This window comes from Saccharothrix sp. 6-C (assembly GCF_016695385.1).
GTDB lineage: Bacteria > Actinomycetota > Actinomycetes > Mycobacteriales > Pseudonocardiaceae > Actinosynnema > Actinosynnema texasense.
In genome coordinates this window covers 2,404,591-2,425,892 of record NZ_CP064192.1, presented here as the reverse complement: position 1 = coordinate 2,425,892, position 21,302 = coordinate 2,404,591, and the positions used below count along the sequence as shown (strand labels likewise).

Sequence of the window (21,302 nt, the reverse complement as noted above, 5' to 3'; positions counted from 1 at the left end):
CTCAACGCAGCGACAGGGGGCGCAGGTCGGTCCAGTGCTCCTCCACGTAGGCGACGCAGGCGTCACGGGTGTCGGGGCCGAAGCGGCTGGTCCAGCCGGCGGGGATGTCGGCGAACGACGGCCACAGGGAGTGCTGGCCCTCGTGGTTGACCAGGACGTGGAAGCGGCCTTCGGGGTCTTCGAACGGGTTGGTCACGGTTGGATCCTCCGGTCGGGGTCGGTTGTCGCGCGGTGCAGGTGGCGCAGCACCGCGTCGGCCAGGTGGTGGGCGGTGGCCTCGGTGAACAGGTCGGTCGCGTAGAGGAGGTAGCACGGCACCGGGCCGTCGTCCCGCGGTTCGTAGAAGCTGACGGTCAGCTCGGCGGGTGTCGTGCCGGTCGGGACGGCTTCGAGCGTGCCCGTGCCGCCTTCCAGGGTCGACAGGACCGCCTTCTCGTGGTGCACGATCATGACCTGCGGCTCGGCCGGCACCGGCACGTCCGCGTGGTCGAACGCGGCCAGGTCGGTGGCGCGGACGCGGGCCAGCAGCTCGGTGTAGCTGGGCTGCCCGGCGGTGTCGGTGCGCAGCACGACCCGGTTGAAGAAGCAGCCGACCAGGTCGGCCAGCGCCTCCTCGGTCCGCCCGGCGACCATCGTGCCGATCGGCAGGTCGGTGCCGTACGGGGTCAGCGCCGCCGCCACCGCGGCTTGCACGACCATGAACACGCTGGTGCCGGTCCGGGTGGCCAGTCGGTCGATCGCCGCGTGCAGCGACGCGGGCAGCTCGAACGGGACCACGGCGGCGGGGTGGCGGCCGGGCCGCCGCTCGCCGGCGTAGGGCAGCGCCAGGTCGGGCAGGTCGCGCAGCGCGTCCCGCCAGAACGCGTGCTGCCGCTCCCCCACCGACTCCACCACGTCCACCGACCACAACGCGTAGTCGGCGTAGGTCACCGGCAGTTCGGTCCACTGTGGAGCTTCACCGCGCCGGCGGGCCGCGTAGGCGTGCTGGAGGTCGCGGAACAGCGGCACGACCGACCACTCGTCCACGGCGAGGTAGCTCATGGTCAGCAGCAGCGCCTGCGCGCCGGACGCGTCCACGGCCAGCCGGGCGCGCACGGGCGGGTGGCCCGGCTCCGCGGGCTCGGCGGCGAACGCGGGCAGTGCCTCGTCCAGCGCCACCACCGGCTCGACCTCCAGCGGCGGCACCGGCACGGCGCGTTGCACGCCGCCGTCCAGCACGGTGCGCAGCGGCTCGTGCCGACCGACGACGTCGGCGTACGCCTCGACCAGGGCGGGCACGTCGAACGGCGTCGTGGCCCGCAACGCCAGCGCGTGGTCCCAGACGACCGGTCCCCGCTGCACGGGCGCCATCGGCAGGTCCAGCGGCCGGTCGAAGCGGCGCAGCGGCGGCCGGGACGACGTGGCGCCGGTCAGCCGCCCGGCCAGCCCGGCGACGGTGGGCGAGTCGAACACGTCGCGCAACGCGAGGTCGACCCCGAACACCGACCGGATCTTGCCGACCAGCCGCATGGACGCCATCGAGTGGCCGCCGAGGGCGAAGAAGTTGTCGTGGATGCCGGGCGACACGCCGAGCAGTTCGGCGAACAGCTCCGCGATCGCCTTCTGCTCCGGTGTCACCGGCCGGTCGTCGCCGGTCAGCGCGGACCAGTCGGGTCGCGGCAGGGCCCGTCGGTCGAGCTTGCCGTTCGGGGTCAGCGGCAGCGGCCCGTCCAGGAAGACCACCGTCGCCGGGACCATGTACTCGGGCAGCCGTTCGGCGACGAGGGCGCGCAGGTCGTCCTCGGTCGAGCCGACCACGTACCCGACGAGCCTGGTCACCTCGCCCGTGCGGTCGGCGACCACGGCCGCCTGCGTCACGGCCGGGTGCCGGGTCAGGGCGGCTTCGACCTCGCCGAGCTCGATCCGGAAGCCCCGGATCTTGACCTGGGTGTCGACGCGGCCGAGGAAGTCGAGGTTGCCGTCCGCGCGCCAGCGCGCGCGGTCGCCCGTGCGGTACATGCGGGCCCCGGGCGGGCCGAACGGCGAGGCGACGAACCGGGACGCGGTCAGCGCGGACTGCCCGGTGTACCCGCGGGCCAGGCCCCGGCCGGACACGTACAGCTCGCCGACGACGCCGGGCGGCACCGGCCGCAGCCGGTCGTCCAGCACGTACACGGTGGTGTTGGGGTCGGGGACGCCGATCGGCACGGCCGAGTCCCACTCCGGCACGGCCTTCCACAGGGTGGAGTTGACGGTGGCCTCGGTGAGGCCGTAGGCGGCGAGCAGGGTGAGCCGGCCGGCCCAGCGCCCGATCACGTCCGGTGGCACGGTCTCGGTGCCGACCAGGACGGTGGAGCCCTCGGGCAGCTCGCAGTCGGCGGGCAGCGCGGACACCAGCGACGGCGGCAGGATCATGTGGGTGATCCGCCGGTCGCGCAGGAAGTCGGTCAGCTCCGGGCCGGCGACGCGCGCCTCGTCCGGCGCGAACACCAGCCGCCCGCCCACGCACAGCGCCATGGTCAGCTCGAACACGGCCACGTCGAAGCCGACGGACGCGAACTGCAGCACCCGGCTCTCCTCGGTGAGCCCCATCCGGTCGACAGCGGTCGCGGCGAGGCTGGCGATGCCCTCGTGCGGCACCACGACACCCTTGGGCCGGCCGGTCGAGCCGGACGTGTAGATCACGTACATCGCCGAGTCCAACGACCGGGGCCCGGTCGCGGGCGGGGCGTCCGACTCGGCGGACAGCTCGGCGCGCACCGCGTCGGAGTCGAGGAACAGGGTCTCGGCGACGTCCGGCACGGGAGCGGCCCGCGTGGTGACGACGAGCGTCGCGCCGGAGTCCTGGACCATGTACGCGACCCGGTCGGCCGGGTGCGAGAGGTCCAGCGGCAGGTAGGCCGCGCCGAGCTTCAGCGTGGCGACGACCGCGGCGACCATGTCCGCCGACTTGGGCACCGCGATGCCCACCACCGACTCGTGGCCGACACCGCGGGCCGCGAGCAGCCGGGCGATCCGGTCGGACCGGTCGTCCAGCCAGGCGTAGTCGACCGAGCGGTTGCGGTCGACCACGGCCACCGCGTCCGGTCGCGCGGCGACGCACCGGGCGAACATGGTCGTGAACGTCTCCTCCGGCACCGCCCGCGCGGTGCGGTTGAACTCGTCCACCACGCGCCGCCGCTCGTCGGGCGCGAGCAGGTCCACCGCGCTCACCGGCGTGGACGGCGCGGCCAGCACGGCGTCGACCAGCGTGGTCAGCCGCGCGCCGAGCCGTTCGACGGTCTCCCGGTCGAACAGGTCCGTCGCGTACTCCAGCCGGCACACCACCGGACCGTCGACGACCTCGGTGAAGCTGAACACCAGGTCGAACTTCGCGGTCGTGGTCTCGTGGCCCACCCACGTCACCGGCAGGCCGTCGAACGACCCGTCGTCGCCGCCCCGGCTGTGGTAGCCGACCATCACCTGGAACAGCGGGTTGCGCGCCGCCGACCGGGTCGGGTTGAGCCGGTCGACCACGGCCTCGAACGGCACGTCCTGGTGCGAGAACGCGGCCAGCGACGTCTCCTTCACCCGCGCGACCAGCTCGGCGAAGCCCGGGTCGCCGGACAGGTCGGCCCGCAGCACGAGCGTGTTGACGAAGAAGCCGACCAGGTCGTCCAGCGCCTCGTCGGTGCGGCCCGCGATCGGCGCGCCCAGCGGGATGTCGTCACCCGCGCCCAACCGGCCGAGCAGGGCGGCGACGGCGGCCTGCAACACCATGAACATCGACGCACCGGACGTCTGCGCGAACGCCCGCAGCGCGTCGACCGACGCGGGTTCGAACACGACTTCCACGTCGGAGCCGCGGAACGTCGGCCGTCCCGGGCGGGGGCGGTCGACGGGCAGCTCCAGCTCTTCCGGCGCGCCGGCCAACGCCCGCGCCCAGAAGTCCGACTGCTCGTCGCCGACGACGTCCAGCACGTCGCGCTGCCACACGGTGTAGTCCGCGTACTGCACGGGCAGCGGCTCCCACCCCGGCGCCGCACCGGCCCGCCGCGCCCGGTACGCGGTCGCGAGGTCGCGCAGGAACGGCCGGTCGGACCACTCGTCGGTGGTGATGTGGTGCAGCAGGACGACGATCAGGTGCCGCTCGGGGGCCAACTCCGCGATCGTCACCCGCAACGGCAGCTCGGCGCGCAGGTCGAACGGCCGCTCGACCTCGGCCCGCACGATGTCCGGCACCTCGTGCTCGTCGGCCGGACGCACGACCACCACGGGCGTGACGTCGTGCAGCACTCGCTGGAACGGCGTGCCCTCGTGCTCGCCGAACACCGTCCGCAACGCCTCGTGCCGGTCGACCACGTCGCCGACGGCGGCGGTGAACGCGGCCACGTCCAGCGGGCCGTGCAAGGTGAACACCAGCGGGAAGTTGTAGGCGGCGGACGTGCCCTCCATCTGCTGGATCAGCCACAACCGCTGCTGCGCCGACGACAGCGGCAGCTCGGCCGGCCGCCGCACGGGCACCAGCGGCGGCCTCGCCGACCCGCCGCAGGCGCGCAGGGCCAGCTCGGCGACCGTGGGCGCGTCGAACAGGTCGCGGATCGCCAGGTCCACGCCCAGCGCCGACCGGGCCCGGCTGATCAACCGGGTGGCGAGCAGCGAGTGGCCGCCGAGGTCGAAGAAGTCGTCGTCCACGCCCACCGCGGGCACGCCGAGCACGTCGGCGAACAGCCCGCACAGCACTTCCTCCTCGCGGGTCGCGGCGGCCCGGGACGACGCCGCGCCGGAGATCACCGGCTTGGGCAGCGCCCGCACGTCGAGCTTGCCGTTCACGGTGAGGGGCAGCGCGTCCACGGGCATGATCGCGGCGGGCACCATGTAGTCGGGCAGGCTGTTCTTCAGGCCCTCCCGCAGCACCGCCGGGTCGACCGCCGACACCACGTACCCGACCAGCCGCTTCACCCCGCCCGGCCCGGCGTCCACGACGACCGCCGCGTGCGTCACCCCCGGCAGGCCGGCCAGGGCGGACTCGACCTCGCCCAGCTCGACCCGGTAGCCGCGGATCTTGACCTGGTCGTCGGTGCGGCCGAGGAAGTCGAGGTTGCCGTCGGCACGCGCCCGCACCAGGTCGCCGGTGCGGTACATGCGGGTGCCGGGCGGGCCGTACGGGTCGGCGACGAACCGCTCGGCGGTGAGCCCGAACCGGTCGTGGTAGCCGCGGGCCAGGCCGACGCCCGCGACGTAGAGCTCGCCGGGCGAGCCGGGCGGCGCCGGCCGCAGGCGGGCGTCCAGCACGTACGCCCGGGTGTTCCAGATCGCCTTGCCGACGGTCGCCGTCCAGCTGTCCTCCGTGGACGCGCCCAGCGTGTTGATCGTGTACTCGGTCGGCCCGTACAGGTTGTAGCCGTACGTGCCGGGCGTCTCGCGCAGCCGCTGCCACACCGACTCGGGCACGGCCTCGCCGCCGAGCAGCACCAGCGCGGGCACGTGGCCCTCCAGCAGGCCCTCCTCGATGAGCAGCTGGGCGTAGGTCGGGGTCACGTTGACCACGTCGACGAGGTGCTCGTCGCAGTACGCGACCAGGGCCGCCGCGTCCCGGCGCAGCTCCTCGTCGCACACGTGCACCTCGTGGCCCTCGACCAGCCACAGCAGCTCTTCCCACGACATGTCGAACGCGAACGACACGGTGTGCGCGATGCGCAGCCGACGGCCGCCGGCGGCCGCGACGGCGGGCGCGAAGATCGCCTGCTGGTGGTTGAGCTGCATGTTCGTCAGGCCCCGGTAGGGCGTGACGACGCCCTTCGGCCGGCCGGTCGAGCCGGACGTGTAGATCACGTACGCCGGGTGGTCCGGCGAGAACACCGGCCACTCGACGTGGTCCGGCCCGTCGGGCAGGTCGTCCACGCACACCGCGTCCGGCACCAGCCCGACCGCGGTGGTCGAGAGCACGCACAGCGGCTCGGTGTCCTCGATCATCAGCAGCAGCCGGTCGGCCGGGTGGTCGAGGTCCAGCGGCAGGTAGGCGGCACCGGTGCGGAGCACCGCGAACAACGCCACCACCATCTCGGTGGTGCGCGGCAGCGCGAGCGCGACCACGCGTTCCGGCCCCGCGCCGAGGCTGATCAGCAGCCGGGCCAGGGTGTCGATCCGGTCCTGCAACTGCGCGTAGGTCAGCCGCTGGTCGCCGAACACGAGCGCGGTGGCGTCCGGCGTGCGGCGCGACTGCGCGGCGAGCAGGTCGGCGACGGTCTCGGGGACCACGGGGTTGGCGCCGGCGTCCCACTCGGCCTCCAGCGCGCGCCGCTCGTGGTCGGGCAGCACGTCGAGGGCGCCGATCAGCGCGTCCGGCGCGTCCACCAGGCGGCGCAGCACGGTGGTGTACCGGGTGAGCAGCGCTTCGGCGGTGTCGGCGGCGAAGACGTCCGGTCGGGACGCGAGCGTGACGCGGGTGCGCGCGCCGGGCGTGATGATGAGCGTCAGCGGGAAGTGCGTGCCGTCCACGTTGGACACGTCGAGCACGCCGTGCCGGGACGCGAACTCGTCCTGGCGGTCGGCGCCGTCGCCGGTGCGCAGCACGAACAGCGTGTCGAACAGCTGCCGGTGCCCGGCCTCCTGCTGGATCTCGCCGAGGCCGACGTGCTCGTAGGACATGAGCGCGGTCCGCTCGGCCTGCACGCGCCGCAGCAGCTCCAGCACGGTCTCGCGGGGGTCGAGCGCGATGCGGGTGGGGATGGTGTTGAGGAACATGCCGATGACGTGCTCGACGCCGTCGACCTCGACCGGTCGGCCCGCGACGGCGGTGCCGAACACCACGTCGTCCCGGCCGACCTGGCTCGCCAGCACCATCGCCCACGCGGCGTTGAACACGGCGTTCGCGGTCAGGCCGTGCCGCCGGGCCTGCGCGCGGACGCGGTCGGTCAGCTCCTCGTCCAGCTCCTGGTGGGACTCGGCCGGGATGACCGGCTCGCGCGACCGGTCGACGGGCGCGACGAGGGTCGGTTCGCGCAGGCCGGACAACGCGGTGCGCCACGCCCGCAGCGCCGCGTCGTGGTCCTGCCGGGCCAGCCACGCCAGGTAGTCGCGGTAGGTGCCGGGCGGCGGGAGCTGGGCGTCGAGGTCGCGGTACAGCTCCAGCAGCTGCTCCAGGAACAGCCACGCCGACCAGCCGTCCCAGAGGATCAGGTGGTGGGTGATGACGAGCCGGTCGCGGCCGTCGGGCAGCCGCAGCACCAGGAACCGGCACAGGGGCGGCGCGGCCAGGTCGAACCGCTCGCGCCGGTCGGCGGCCAGCAGTTCCGGCACCTCGGCGTCGTCGGCGTCGACCACGCGCAGCGGGATCTCCGGGCCGGCCGCGATGAACTGCACCGGGACGGGCACGCCGTCGCTGGTGAACCCGGCGCGCAGGCTCGGGTTGCGGGCCAGCAGCGCGGCGCCCGCGCGGCGCAGCCGGTCGACGTCGAGCCGGCCCGCGAAGTCCATCGTCTCCTGGGAGAGGTAGACGTCGAGCGCGCCGGTGTCGTAGCTGGAGTGGAAGTACAGGCCTTCCTGCAACGGCGAGAGCGGCCACACGTCCTCCGCCTCGGGCAGGGCGGCGCGCTGTTCGTCGGTCAGCACGAGCAGCGGCGCGTCGGCGGCGGTGTCCGCGGTCGTCTCGACGGCGGCCAGCGCGGCGACCGTGCGGTGCTCGAACACGTCGCGGGGGCTGATCCCGATGCCGAGTCCGCGCGCCCGGCTGGACACCGCGATGGACGTGATGCTGTCGCCGCCGAGCACGAAGAAGTCGTCGTCGACCCCGAGGTCGGCCAGGCCGAGCACGTCGGCGAACACCTCGCACAGCAGGCGTTCCCGGTCGGTCCCGGGCGCGCGTCGCCCGGTCTTCACGGGGGTCGGCGAGGGCAGCGCGGCCTGGTCGAGCTTGCCGCTGGGGGTGAGCGGGAAGTCGGGCAGCGCCACGACCGCGTGCGGGACCATCGCGGCGGGCAGGGCGGCGGCGACACCGGCGCGCACCGCGTCGAGGTCGACGTCGGCCGGCGTCACGTAGCCGAGGAGCTGGTCGCCGCGGACGACGACCGCGGCCCGACGCACACCGGGCTGCCCGGCGAGCGCCGACTCGACCTCGCCCGGCTCGATCCGGTTGCCGCGCACCTTGACCTGCCGGTCGGTGCGGCCGAGGTAGACGAGCACGCCGTCCGGGCGGCGCACCACCAGGTCGCCCGTGCGGTACATGCGTTCGCCGGGCGCGCCGAACGGGTCGGCCACGAACCGCTCGGCGGTGAGCGCGAAGCGGCCGTGGTAGCCGAGGGCGAGCTGGACGCCCGCCAGGTACAGCTCGCCGGGCACGTTCACCGGCACGGGCCGCAGGAACGGGTCGAGCACGTGCAGCCGCGTGTTCCAGACCGGGCGGCCGATCGGCACGGACGGGTGCGGCGCGGCGTCGTACTCGAAGTAGGTGACGTCGACGGCGGCCTCGGTGGGGCCGTACAGGTTGTGCAGCGGCACGGCGGTCAGCTCGAGCCACCGGCCGGCCACGTCGCCGGTCAACGCCTCGCCGCTGCTGAACGCGCGGCGCAGGCTCGCCGACCACGACCTGTCCTCGCGCACCTCGGGGACGCCGAGGAACGCGGCCAGCATGGACGGCACGAAGTGCAGCGTGGTGACGCGCTCGCGGCGGATCAGGTCGGCGAGGTAGGCGGGGTCGCGGTGGCCGTCCGGCTTGGCGAGCACGACGGCCGCGCCCTCGCACAGCGCCCAGAAGAACTCCCACACCGAGACGTCGAAGCTGGACGGCGTCTTCTGCAGCACGCGGTCGTCGGCGGTGAGGCCGTACTCGTGCTGCATCCACGCCAGCCGGTTGACGATCGCGCGGTGCGTGACGACGACGCCCTTGGGCCGCCCGGTCGAGCCGGAGGTGTAGATCAGGTAGGCGGGCTGGTCCGGGTGGGGCGCGGGGAGGTCGGCCGGCGGGGTGTCGGTGTCGGTGTCGGTGTCGGCGCAGTCCTCGGGCCGGACGACGGCGGTGGCGCCGGAGTCGGCGAGCATGAACTCGACGCGCTCGGCCGGGTAGTCGAGGTCGAGGGGCAGGTAGGCGGCGCCGGACTTGAGCACGGCCAGCAGCGCCACCAGCAGCTCGGCGGACCTCGGCACGGCGACGCCGACGACGCGGTGGCCGAGGAGCGTGCGGGCCAGCGAGGTGGCGCGCCGGTCCAGTTCGGCGTAGGTGAGGGTGACGTCGTCGCAGACGACCGCGACGGCGTCGGGGGTGCGGGCGGTCTGGGCGGCGATCCGGCTGACCAGCGTGCCCTCCGGCACGTCGGCGGTGGTCGCGTTGAGCCGGGCCAGCCACTCGGTCTCGGTGTCGGAGACGAGGTCGAGGCTCGCCACCGCCCGGTCGGGCGTGGTGGCGAACGCGGTCAGCAGGCGGACCAGCCGTTGGGCGAGGGCGGCCACCTCGGCGTCCGGGAGGCGGTGCTTGAGGCGCAGTTCGAGGCGTTCGCCGGGCAGCGCGATCAGGGCCAGCGGGTAGTGCACCTGGTCGCGGATCTCGACGTCGTCGACCACGTCCGGGAAGTTCTCGACCACGACGAGGGTGTCGAACAGCTCGCCGTGCCCGGTGACGCGCTGGATCTCGGCGAGGCCGAGGTGCTGGTGCTCCAGCAGCCGCGCCTGCTCGCTCTGCAGGTGCTGGAAGGTGGTGGCGAGGCTGTCGTCCCCCCGCCAGCGCTGGCGGACGGGGACGGTGTTGATGAACAGCCCGACCGCGTGCTCGATGCCCGGCACCTCCGCCGGCCGGCCCGCCACGGTGGTGCCGTAGACGACGTCCGCCCGTCCGGTGAGGCCGCCGAGGAGCAGGCCCCAGGCCCCGTGCAGGACCGTGCTGAGCGTCAGGCCCCGCCTCCTCGCCTCACCGGCGAGCGCCGCGCTGAGCTCGGCGGGCAACCGGACCCGGTGCTGCCCGTGCCTCGGCGACACCTCGGCCAACGGCAGCGCTTCGCGGGCGTCCCCTCCCAGGGGTCCCCTGCTGTTATTTTGCCGCCCGGGGCCGACGATTCCCGGCCGCGTGGAGGAGGGTGTGGACAGCCCGGCGATCCGGGTCGGCTCGTCCACATCGGACAGAGCGGCGCGCCAGGCCTCGTGCGCCGCGGCACGGTCACGGCTCGCCAGCCACGCGAAGTAGCGCCGGTGGTCGACCGGCTCGACCCGGCCACCGACCAGCTCGCGCCGCAGCAGGCCGACCGACCACCCGTCCAGCAGGATGTGGTGCAGGGTCAGCACCAGCCGGTCGCCGTGCCGGGCCGCGCGCACCAACGGCGGGCGGGACAGGTCGAAGGGGTCGGCGCGTTCCGCCGCCAGCACGGCCTCGACGTCGTCGGTGGCCGGGTACTCGCGCCACGGCAGCGTCGACGCCTCGGCGATCACCTGCTCCACGCGCCCGCGGTCGGTCTGGCGGAAACCCGCGCGCAGCAACGGGTGCCGGTCCAGCAGGCCCTGCACGGCGTCCCGGCCGACGGCCAGGTCCAGCACCTCCTGCACCACGTACGAGTCCTCGGTGTCGTACTGCGCGTGGAAGAAGAAGCCTTCCTGCAACGGCGACGCCGGCAGCACGTCCGACGGGAACCCGTCGAGGGAGGCGTCGCCGCCGCTCACCTCGCGCGCCACCCGCGCCAACCCGGCCACGGTCCGGTGCTCGAACACCTCGCGCGGCGTGAGCTCCAGGCCCGCGGCACGCGCCCGCGACACCAGCTGCATCGTGACGATGCTGTCGCCGCCCAGCTCGAAGAAGTTGTCGTGGATGCCGGGCGTCAGCCCGAGCACCGCCTCGACGAGGTCCACCAGCGTCTGCTCGACCGGGTTCGTGGCCGGCGCGTCACCGGCGAGCGCGGCCCAGTCCGGCTCCGGCAGGGCCGCGCGGTCCAGCTTGCCGTTCGGGGTCAGCGGCAGCGGACCGGGCAGCGGCACCACCGCGGACGGCACCATGTACTCCGGCAGCGCCGAGGCGACGTGCTCCCGCGCGTCCACCGGCGCGGCCGTGCCGACCACGTACGCGACGAGCCGCTTCACCCGCCGGTGGTCCTCCCGCACCAGCACGGCGGCCTGCGCGATCCGCGGGTGGGCCATGAGCACGCTCTCGACCTCGCCCGGCTCGATCCGGAACCCCCGGATCTTCACCTGGCCGTCGGACCGGCCCAGGAAGTCGAGGGCGCCGTCGGCGCGCCACCGGGCCCGGTCGCCCGTCCGGTACATGCGGGCGCCCGGTCCGGCGAACGGGTCGGCCACGAACCGGAACGCGGTCAGCGCCGGCTGTCCCCGGTAGCCCCGCGCGAGCCCGCGCCCGCCGACGTACAGCTCGCCCTCGACGCCCACCGGCACCGGCCGCAACGCCGAGTCGAGCACGTAGCAGCGGGTGTTGGGGTCCGGCACGCCGATCGGCACCGGACCGGTCCAGTCCGGCCGGGCGGCCCACAGCGTGGAGTTCACCGTGGCCTCGGTGAGGCCGTACGCGGCGACGACCCGCAGCCGCCGCGACCAGCGGGCGATCAGCTCGGTCGGCACGGTCTCCGTGCCCACGACCAGCACCGCGCCGGCGGGCAGCTCGCACTCCGGCGGCAGCGCGGCGACCAGCGACGGCGGCAGGATCATGTGGGTGGCGCGGTGCTCGGCGATGTAGGAGGTCAGCGCCTCGCCCGCGACCCGGCGGTGCGACGGCACGACGACCGCGCGCCCGCCGACGCCGAGCGACATGCACAGGTCCCACACGGCCACGTCGAAGCCGACGGACGCGAACTGCACGACCCGGCTGTCCGGGGTGATGCCGATCCGGTCCAGCGCGGTGGCGATGAGGCTGCCGATGCCCTCGTGCGTCACGACGACGCCCTTGGGCCGGCCGGTCGAGCCGGACGTGTAGATCACGTACGCGGCCTGGTCCAGCGCGATGTCCAGCCCCAGGTCGGAGCCGTCGTCGGGCAGCTCGAACCGGGTCTCCGGCGTGATGACCACCTTGGCGCCCGCGTCGGCGACCATGTGGTCGACGCGGTCACGGGGGTGGTCGAGGTCCAGCGGCAGGTAGGCCGCGCCGGCCTTCATCACCGCGAGCAGCGTGACGACCAGGTCGGCCGACCGGGGCAGGGCCACGCCCACCACGTCCTCGGGCCGCACCCCGGAGGCGACGAGCGCGCGGGCCAGCCGGTTCGCGGCGACGTTCAGCTCGGCGTAGGTCAGCGACACGTCCTCGCACACGACCGCGACGGCGTCGGGGCGCAGCGCGACCTGGCGTTCGACGGCGCCCGGCCACGTCACCTCGTCCACCTCGCGCGGTGACGTGCCGAAGTCCAGCAGGCGGGCGCGTTCCGCGTCGTCGACCAGGTCGATCAGCGCCACGGGCTGGTCGGGGTCGGCGTCGAGGACGCGCAGGAAGCGGCGTTGGTGGTCGGCCAGTTCCGCGGGCGTGCACACGGCGGCGTTCGCCTCGAACGTGACGACGAGCCGGCCGTCGGCGCGTCGCAGGAAGGACGTGGTGAGGTCGTTGACCGGGCCCAGCGACAGCATGTGGAACGCGGGGTCGAGGTCGGCGAAGCCCATCTCCCGGCCGAAGCCCAGGTAGTTGACCGTCGGCCCGACCAGCTCGGGGATGCCGTCGCGCAGGCCGAGCTCGCGGGCCAGGTCCTCGCCGCGGTAGGCGCTGCGCGGGACGACCTCGCGGATCTCGCGGTCGACGTCGGCGATCAAGCCGGTGATGGTGCTGTCCGGCCGCACGGTGACGCGCAGCGGCAGCACGGTGGACGCCATGCCGGGCGTGACCCGGCTGACCTGGTCACGCCGGCCGGTCACCGGCATGGCCAGCACCAGGTCCGACGCGCCGGTCACCCGGTGGGTGTAGGCGGCGACGGCGGCGATGGCCTGCCGCGAGGTCAACGGGTTCGGCAGCTCGACGGTGCGGCGGATGACCTCGCGGACCTGCCCGGCGGCCCGCGGCACGAGCCGCACCGGTTCGGGGTGGTCGGCCATCTTCGCGTGCCAGAACGCCCGGTCGGCCTCCCGGGCGGGCGAGTCGCGGTAGGCGAGGTCGGCGTCGACGAGGGCCTGCACGGGTTTCGGCCGCGGCTCGGTGGCGCCCTCGTACAGCTCACCGGCCCGGCGCGTGATCAGCACGCAGCCGTAGGCGTCGACCACGAGGTGGTGGTAGCGCTGGTACCAGAGCACGTGGTCGTCGGCGATGCGCAGCAGCGCGTGGTGGAACAGCGGGCCGGTCGAGACGTCGGTCAGCCGCGCCAGGTCGTCGTCCATCCAGGCCCGCGCGTCGGCGAGCGCGTCGAACGACCGGAGCGTGACGTCGGTGGTCGGCGGCGTCGGGACCTGGCCGTCCTCGGTGAACCGGACGTGCAGCGCGCCGGTCTCGCCGACGGTCTGCCGGACGGCCGCCTCCAGCCGGTCGTGGTCGACCGGTCCGCGCAGCTCCAGGTACCACGCCACGTTGTAGACGGGGTTGTCGGGCTCCAGCTGCTGTGCCAACCAGACACCGGTCTGGGCACCGGTCAAGGGCAGCGCCATGGTCAACCTTCCCGTTCCTTCCCGACTTCCCCGCACACACACCGCGGGTGGGGCTGCCGTCGGCACCCCCACCCGCGGTGGACCGCCGACTAGTTCTTGATCGCTTCGAGCAGCGGCACGACCTGCTCGATGCCGTAGGGCACGCTCAGCACCGTGTTGAACGACATGGCCGCGCCGATCGGCGGGTCCATGTAGGTGAGGAACAGGTCGCGCTTCTCGCTGACGACCTCGAGCCGCTGGTAGGCGGGCACGGACTTGACCCGCTCCCACGCGCTCTGGTCGAACATGAGCCACACCAGGCGGTCGGCGTCGAGCAGGTCGAACCGCTCCTCGCTGAACTCGGCCACGTTGAGCCGGCCGGCCAGTTCGCCGATCTCGTCCACGAGGGTGAAGCCCAGCTCCTTCATGAAGATGGCCTTCGGGTCGGTCGGCGCGAACGCGGAGTACTGGCCGGGTTTGAAGCTGTCGGCCACCACCATGGTCTTGCCGGCCCACTCGGGGTGCGCGGCCTTGGCGTCGGCGAACCGCTTCGCCACGCCGTCGATCAGCGCCCGCGCTTCCTCCTCCTTGCCCAGCGCCTTGCCGATGTGCAGGGTCTGGTCCTGCCAGGGCGCGGCGTAGTCCGGGAACGCCTTGGGCTGCGCGACCACGGGCGCGATCTTGGACAGCGTGTCGTACTGCTCCTGCTTCATGCCGGAGTAGACCGCGAGGATCAGGTCGGGCTTGAGGGCGGCGACCTTCTCCAGGTTGTACTCGTCGCGCTCGCCGACGATCTCCGGCTGCGCGTCGCCCCAGAGTTCCTCGGTCCACGGCCAGTTGCCGTAGGGCCGCTCCTTGAACCAGTCCACGACGCCGACCGGCTTGACGCCCAGGGCCAGCACCGGCTCCTGGTCGGACAGGCCGAGCGTGACGACCTTCCTCGGCTCGGTCTTGATCTCGGTGGTGCCGTACTTGTGCTCGACGGAGACCGGGAACGCGCCGGTGGCGGCGGCGTCGCCCTGGCTCGTCGCGCCGGGGCCGGCGTCGCCGCCGCCCCCGCAGGCGGCCAGCGCCAGCGCCGCGACCGACACGGCCGCGACCAGCTTGAACTTCGTGGACATCACAGGGTTTCCCTTTCGGAGGCGCGGCGGCGCGCCGCTGTACCAGCTCGGTTTGCTTGGCCTGACGAACTTCGGAGCGTGTCAGCTCACCCGTGAGACGCTGATCGCGTACTCGGGCCGCGCGGGCGCGGCCGGGGCGCGGCGGCCGAGCACGGACCGGAGGATCTCCCCCACCCTCACGGACGTGTTGGACAGCAACGACGACGAGATGCCGTGCGTGTGCTCGGTGCCGCCCTGGAGGTAGAGGCCGGCCAGCAGGTCGTCGTCGGTGTCGAGGCGGTAGTCGCGGCCGACGCCGAGCCTGCCGTGCGCGTCCCGGGCGCAGCGCCCGGCCAGGTCGCCCAGCAGCCCGGTCGGGTCGGCCTCGCGGTAGCCGGTGGCGTAGACGATCGCGTCGGCGTCGAGCACCTCGCGCGCGCCGGTGCCCAGCGACTCGACGGTCACCGCCACGCCGTCCTCGCGGTCGTCCAGCTCGGCCACGCGGGAGAGGTTGAGCAGCCGCAGCCGCTGCGCGCCCAGCACCTTCTCCCGGTACACCCGCCGGTACAGCTCGGCGATCAGCTCGTTGTCGACCACCGCGTAGTTGGTGTTGCCGTGGTAGTCCATCAGCTTGCGCTTGACCTGCTCGGGCGCGGCGAAGTAGTCGTCCACGGCGGCGGGGTCGAAGATCCGGTTCGCGAACGAGCTGTCGTCGGCCGGGCTGTAGCCGTAGCGGGCGAACACCGCGCACACCTCGGCGGTCGGGAACCGCTCGTGCAGGAACGCGGTGACCTCGGCGCCGCTCTGCCCGGCGCCGACGACGACGAGCCGGCGCGGGTCGGTCAGCGACTCGACGCGGTGCAGGAAGTCCCGGTTGTGCCAGACCCGCGCGGACGGCCGGACGCCCTCGGGCAACGCCGGGCGCAGACCGGTGGCCAGCACCAGGTTGCGGGCGCGGCGCACCTCCACCTCGCCGGTCGAGGTGCGCGAGACGACGTCGAGGTGCGTGATCACGCCGTCCTCGGTCACCGGCCGCACGTCCACCACGTCGTGGTCGTAGGACACCAGGTCGTCGACGCGGCCGGCGGCCCACTCGAAGTAGTCGTGGAACTCGACGCGCAGCGGGAACAGGTTCTTGTGGTTGATGAAGTCGACCAGCCGGCCCTTGCTGTGCAGGTAGCTCAGGAAGGTGAAGGTGCTGTGCGGGTTCCGCAGCGTCACCAGGTCCTTGAGGAACGACACCTGCATGGTGGCGTCGTCGATCAGCATCCCGCGGTGCCAGCCGAACCGCGGCTGCCGTTCCAGGAAGTGGGCGGTCACCACGTCTTCGGCGCGCGCGTCGGCGTTGTGCTCGGCGACTGCGATCGCCAGGGCCAGGTTGGACGGCCCGAAGCCGACGCCGAGGACGTCGAAGACTGGTGGCTGTGGCATGGCTGTCCCATCGGTGCGAAACGGGGTGATCGAACTTTGGTTACCCTAACCTAAGTTGATCCTTCGCGGGAGTGATCCAGGCCTCTTTCGTGATTAGGGTAGCCTCACCTCGCACTTCAGCGGAAGGCGGGCACCGGGGTGAAAACCGTCCACAGGACCGAGGTCCTCAAAGGGGCCGTGACCGGGCAGTGGAAGTCGGTGACCGTCGCCTCGGCGCTCGGCGCGGCGCACCAGGCCGGCGAGGCCGCCGTGCCCCTGCTCATCGGCGTGGTGATCGACGAGGCGGTGCGCACCGGCGCGAGCGGGCGCCTGGTCCTCTGGATCGGCGTGCTCGCGGCGGTGTTCGTGGCGCTGTCGCTGAGCTTCCGCTTCTCCTTGCGCAGCGGGGAGAAGGCGTCGCACCAGGCCGCGCACGAGGTGCGGTCGACCTTGGCCGCCCGGGTGCTGTCCGCGGACGGCGGCGCGGCCCGCGGCAGGCTGTCCGGCGAGCTGGCGAACATCGCGACCAGCGACGCGCAGCGCGTCGGGCAGGTGAACCTGGCGCTGCCGATCGCGTTCTCCGCGGTGGTCGGCGTCCTGGTGGGCGCGGTGGCGTTGCTGCGGGTGTCGTGGGTGCTCGGGCTGCTGGTGCTGGTGGCCGCGCCGGTCCTGCTCGGCCTGGCGCACGTGCTCGGCAAACCACTCGAACGGCGCAGCGACGCCGAGCAGGACCGGGCCGCGCTGGCGTCGGGCGTGGCGGCCGACCTGGTCGCCGGGCTGCGGGCGCTGAAGGGCATCGGCGCGGAGGCGACGGCGGCGCGGCGGTACCGGGCGACCAGCCGGTCGTCCATGGCCGCCGCGATCCGCGCGGCCGGGTCACGGGCCTGGCTGGACGGCTCCATGCTGGCGGTGACCGGCGTGTTCCTGGCGATCGTCGCGCTGGTCGGCGGGCACCTGGCCGCGTCCGGGACCATCACCGTCGGCGAGCTGGTGGCCGCGGTCGGGTTGGCGCAGTTCCTGCTGTGGCCGCTGTCGATCTTCTCGTGGGTCAACGGGCTGCTGGCGCAGGGCCGGGCGTCGGCCGCGCGGGTGGCCGAGGTGCTGGCCGCCCCACCGGAGGTGCCGCCCGGTTCGGCGCAGCTGCCGCCCACCGTCGCCGGGCGGGTGGAGCTGGCCGACGTCGTGTCGGGGTCGTTGCGCGGCGCGTCGTTGACGGTGTCGCCCGGCGAGCTGCTCGGCGTGGTGGCGCGCGACCCGGCGGACGCGGTGTCGCTGCTGGCCGTGCTGGCGCGCGAGGTGGACCCGGCGGGCGGCACGGTGACCCTGGACGGGCTGCCGCTGTCCACTGTGGAGGGTTCGGCGCTGCGGGCGGCGGTGCTGGTCGCGGCGCACGACGCGGACCTGTTCGAGGGCTCGGTGCGGGACAACGTCGCCGCGGGCGGACCCCGGGTCGACGAGGCGATGGACGCGGCCCGGGTCGACGACGTGGCGCGGGCGCTGCCCGACGGGCTGGACACGGTGATCTCGGCGCGCGGCCGGTCGCTGTCGGGCGGGCAGCGGCAACGGGTGGCGCTGGCCCGCGCCCTGGCCGCCGCGCCCCCGGTGCTGGTGGTGCACGACCCGACGACCGCCGTGGACGCGGTGACGGAGGTGTCGCTGGCCGCCGGGATCAAGCGGATGAGGGCGGGGCTGACGACGGTCGTGGTGGCGACGAGCCCGGCGCTGCTGGCCGCGGCGGACCGCGTGGTGTTCCTGGCTTCCGGTGTCGTCGCCTCGTCCGGCGCGCACGCGGACCTGGTGGCGGACGAGGACTACCGACTGGTGGTGTTGAGCTGATGCGCGAGTTGCTGGCGACCGCTTCCGGCGCCCGGACCTGGGCGGTGGTCGGCGAGCTGGTCCGACCGCGCCGCGCGTCGGCGTGGGCGGCGCTGCTGGTGCTGCTGGCTGGCACGGCGGTCGGCCTGCTCACCGCGCCGGTGCTGGGCCGGATCGTGGACCTGGTCGGCGCGGGCTCCTCCGCGATCACGTGGCCCGTGGTGGTGCTGGTGCTGGTCGCCGCCGTCCAGGGCGTGTCGACGGCGTTCGGCACGTCGTTGGTGGCGCGGCTGGGCGAGGGGATGCTCGCCGACCTGCGCGAGAAGTTCGTGCAACGGGCGCTGCACCTGCCGCTGGGGCGGGTGGAGGCGGCCGGCTCGGGCGACCTGACCTCGCGGGTGACGCGGGACGTGCAGGTGATCGCCGACGCGGTGCGCAACGCGCTGCCGGTGATGGCGCGGTCGGCGTTGACCATCGCGCTGACCGTGGTCGGCATCGCGGTGCTGGACTGGCGGTTCCTGATCCCCGTGCTGCTGGCGATGCCGATCCACGTGCACACCGTGCGGTGGTACGGCGGCCGGGCGGTGGAGCTGTACGCGGCGCAGCGGGTGGCCGTGGGCGTCCAGCAGCAGCAGTTGCTGGACTCCATCGGCGGCGCGGCGACGGTCCGGACGTTCGGGTTGGCCTCGTCGCACGTGGCGAGGGTGCGGTCGCGGTCGCGGGCGGCGGTCGACCTGGCGTTGCGCGGCATCCGGCTGCTGACCCGGTTCTACGGCAGGCTGAACGCGGCGGAGTTCATCGGGCTGGCCGGCGTGCTGGTCACCGGGTTCTGGTTGGTGGGCGCGGGTTCGGTGTCCGTGGGCACGGCGACCGCGGCGGCCCTGTACTTCCACAGCCTGTTCAACCCGGTCAACGCCGCCTTGGCGCTGGCCGACGACGCGCAGGCGGCCACCGCGTCGCTGTCCCGGCTGGTGGGCGTGACCGACGAGCCGATGCCCGTGCTGGAGGGCCGGGTGCGGCCGGCGGACACCACGATCAAGCTGGCCGGGGTGTCCTACTCCTACGTGGACGGCCACCCGGTGCTGCGGGACGTCGACCTGGAGCTGGCCGCCGGTGAGCGGGTCGCGCTGGTCGGCGCCTCCGGCGCGGGCAAGACGACGCTGGCGAAGCTCATCGCGGGCGTGCACGAGCCGACCGCCGGGTGCATCGCCATCGGCGGGGTGGAGCTGGGGTCGGCGGTCCGGTCGGTCGCGCTGATCACGCAGGAGGTGCACGTCTTCGCCGGCCCGCTGGCCGACGACCTGAGGCTGGCCCGCCCGGAAGCCACCGACGACGAGCTCTCGGCGGCGTTGGCGCGGGTCGGGGCGCTCGGCTGGGCCTCCGCGCTGCCGTCGGGCCTGGAGACCGTGGTCGGCGAGGGCGGGCACCGGTTGACCGTGACGCAGGCGCAGCAGCTCGCGCTGGCCCGGCTCGTGCTGGCCGATCCGCCGGTGGCGATCCTGGACGAGGCGACCGCGGACGCGGGCAGCGCGGGTGCGCGGGAGTTGGAGGAAGCGGCGGCGCGGGCACTGGACGGGCGGACCGGCCTGCTGGTGGCGCACCGGCTCACCCAGGCCGTGACGGCGGACCGCGTGGTCGTGATGGAAGCCGGACGGGTGGTGGAGAACGGCCCGCACGAGGAGCTGCTGGCCGCCGGCGGGCGGTACGCGGAGCTGTGGGCCGCCTGGTCGGGCACCCGGGCCTGAGTCGCGCCGGACGGCACGTTCTCCGCCGGCCGGCCGTCGGCGCCCGACCGACCAGGCCCGCCGGCGCCGGCGAGGGCGCCTACGGCTACCGCGACGGAGCCGTGCCCACGGGCCGCGGCGGGTGGACCAGGACGGTCCGACACCGCCCGCGGTGGGGACGTGCGGGCACGTCCCCACCACTCGCCGCGCGGAAGTGCCGCTGTGGCAACGGTTCTGCGTCGTCGTCGGACACCGGGTCAGAACAGCACGATCAGCAGGACGATCGCGAGGACCACCGCGATCACGGTCGGGATGGTGGCGGGTGACCTGCGGTAGTGCCGGTCCACCGACGTGGTGCGGAACCAGCTGTGCGGCAGGCGGCGGCGATGTCTTTCGACCCAGGGCATGTCGGCTCCCAACGTGGTTTCGTCCCCCGACGATCACGGTGGTGGTACCCAAGACGACCGGTCGCTAAGCCGAAACGTGTTCTGGCCGACGGGAAGCGCCGGCGGTCCGCGGACCACCGGCGCGGTCGAGGAGCGGGATCAGGCCTGGTCGGCGACCGGGGCGGGCCGCCGGCGCAGGGCCAGCGCGTCCGGCACCAGGGTCAGCAGGCCGAGCACGCCGAGGGCCGCGCCGATCCACAGCGGACCGCGCAGCCCCGTGCCCCAGTTCAGGCCGAGGCCGCCGATCCACGAGCCGACCATCACGCCGAGCATGATGCAGGCCGTGTGCACGGAGTTGACCAGCATGTTGTTCTGGCCCACCCGCGCGCCGCGGGTCACCAGGGCCGGGTTCATCGACACACCGGTCAGGCCGATCACCACCAGCGCGAGGACCGCGACCACGGCCGACTGGGCGAACAGCGCGAAGAGCACCATCGCCGCCACGGCCACGACCAGGCCGACCACGAGCACCTGGATGGTGAACCGGTCGGCCAGCCTGCCGACCACGTTGTTGCCCACGATCGTCGCCACGCCGTAGACCACGAGCAGCACCGGGACGACGCCCGCGGAGAACCCGCTGACCTCGGTCAGGATCGGCACGAAGTAGGTGAAGCCCGCGAAGGTGGCGCCGATCAGCAGCAGGCTCGTCGCGTAGATCGCCCACAGCTTGCCGCTGCGGAAGATCGCGAGCTGCCCCGCCATCGGCATCGGCGGCGGGGCCGGCATCGCGGGCAGCGCCTTGACCAGCAGCAGGCCGACCGCCAGCGCGACGCCCGCCACGACCAGGAAGCTGACCCGCCAGCCGAACCGCTCGCCGATCAGCGTCGCCGCCGGCAGGCCGAGGACGGTGCCGAACATCAGCCCGCCGAGCACCAGCGACGACGCCCGCGCGAACTTCTCGCCGCCGACCAGTTCGGCGCACGCGGTCAGCGCCACGCCGAAGAACGCCGCCGCCGCGACCGCGGTGACCAGACGGGCCACCACCATCGTCCCGTAACCCTGCGCCACCGCGCCGAGCACCTGGCCCACCACGAAGACCGCGACGAGGCCGAGCAGCGCGGTCTTGCGCGACATCTTCAGCAGCGCCACGGTCAGCAGCGGGCCGCCGACCGCCATCGCGCCCGCGTAGACGGTCACGAGGTAGCCGACGGCCGCGAACGACACCTCGAACTCGGCGGACAGCGCCGGCATCAGCCCCGACACCATGTACTCGCTGGTGGTCAGGGCGAAGATGCCCAGGCCGAGGACGTAGACGGCTAACGGCATCGGTACGGACTCCCGAAGAGGTTCAGCGGTGCGGCGACGCCGGCGCGGGCCGGCGACGC

8 protein-coding genes are annotated in these 21,302 nt (G+C 73.9%); 2 read left to right on the top strand and 6 right to left on the bottom strand.

Features of this window, described 5'->3' with window-relative positions; translation table 11 throughout:
* Window position 1: 1 nt before the first annotated feature.
* From IOD16_RS11005 to IOD16_RS10990, 4 genes are all read right to left on the bottom strand, one after another.
* Entirely contained in the window at window positions 2-196 is a 195-nt protein-coding gene (locus tag IOD16_RS11005; RefSeq protein WP_201439944.1) for an MbtH family protein, read from the bottom strand.
* Window positions 193-13,503 (bottom strand): non-ribosomal peptide synthetase, encoded by a 13,311-nt coding sequence (locus IOD16_RS11000; protein ID WP_201439943.1) that lies wholly within the window; start codon window positions 13,501-13,503, stop codon window positions 193-195. Before IOD16_RS11000 ends, IOD16_RS11005 begins: the two co-directional genes overlap by 4 nt.
* A gap of 89 nt (window positions 13,504-13,592) precedes the next feature.
* A complete protein-coding gene (locus tag IOD16_RS10995) occupies window positions 13,593-14,603 on the bottom strand; it encodes an iron-siderophore ABC transporter substrate-binding protein (RefSeq protein ID WP_201439942.1) in 1,011 nt (336 codons plus the stop codon).
* Window positions 14,604-14,684: 81 nt separating this feature from the next.
* On the bottom strand, window positions 14,685-16,013 hold the full coding sequence (locus IOD16_RS10990) for a lysine N(6)-hydroxylase/L-ornithine N(5)-oxygenase family protein (protein ID WP_123742392.1): 1,329 nt from the start codon (window positions 16,011-16,013) through the stop codon (window positions 14,685-14,687).
* Between the two features lie 177 nt (window positions 16,014-16,190).
* Between IOD16_RS10990 and IOD16_RS10985 the strand changes: the two genes are divergently transcribed.
* Together IOD16_RS10985 and IOD16_RS10980 are read left to right on the top strand one after the other, a co-directional pair.
* On the top strand, window positions 16,191-17,828 hold the full coding sequence (locus tag IOD16_RS10985; protein ID WP_236594891.1) for an ABC transporter ATP-binding protein: 1,638 nt from the start codon (window positions 16,191-16,193) through the stop codon (window positions 17,826-17,828).
* On the top strand, window positions 17,825-19,552 hold the full coding sequence (locus IOD16_RS10980) for an ABC transporter ATP-binding protein (protein ID WP_201441308.1): 1,728 nt from the start codon (window positions 17,825-17,827) through the stop codon (window positions 19,550-19,552). Before IOD16_RS10985 ends, IOD16_RS10980 begins: the two co-directional genes overlap by 4 nt.
* 236 nt (window positions 19,553-19,788) lie before the next feature.
* On the opposite strand, the gene IOD16_RS10975 is transcribed toward IOD16_RS10980, so the two are convergent.
* Window positions 19,789-19,938, bottom strand: coding sequence for a hypothetical protein (locus IOD16_RS10975; RefSeq protein ID WP_170185001.1), 150 nt, complete (start codon window positions 19,936-19,938; stop codon window positions 19,789-19,791).
* Between the two features lie 138 nt (window positions 19,939-20,076).
* The gene (locus tag IOD16_RS10970; RefSeq protein ID WP_201439940.1) at window positions 20,077-21,243 is read right to left on the bottom strand and encodes an MFS transporter; all 1,167 of its coding nucleotides are present in this window, start codon (window positions 21,241-21,243) and stop codon (window positions 20,077-20,079) included.
* Between the last annotated feature and the right edge of the window lie 59 nt (window positions 21,244-21,302).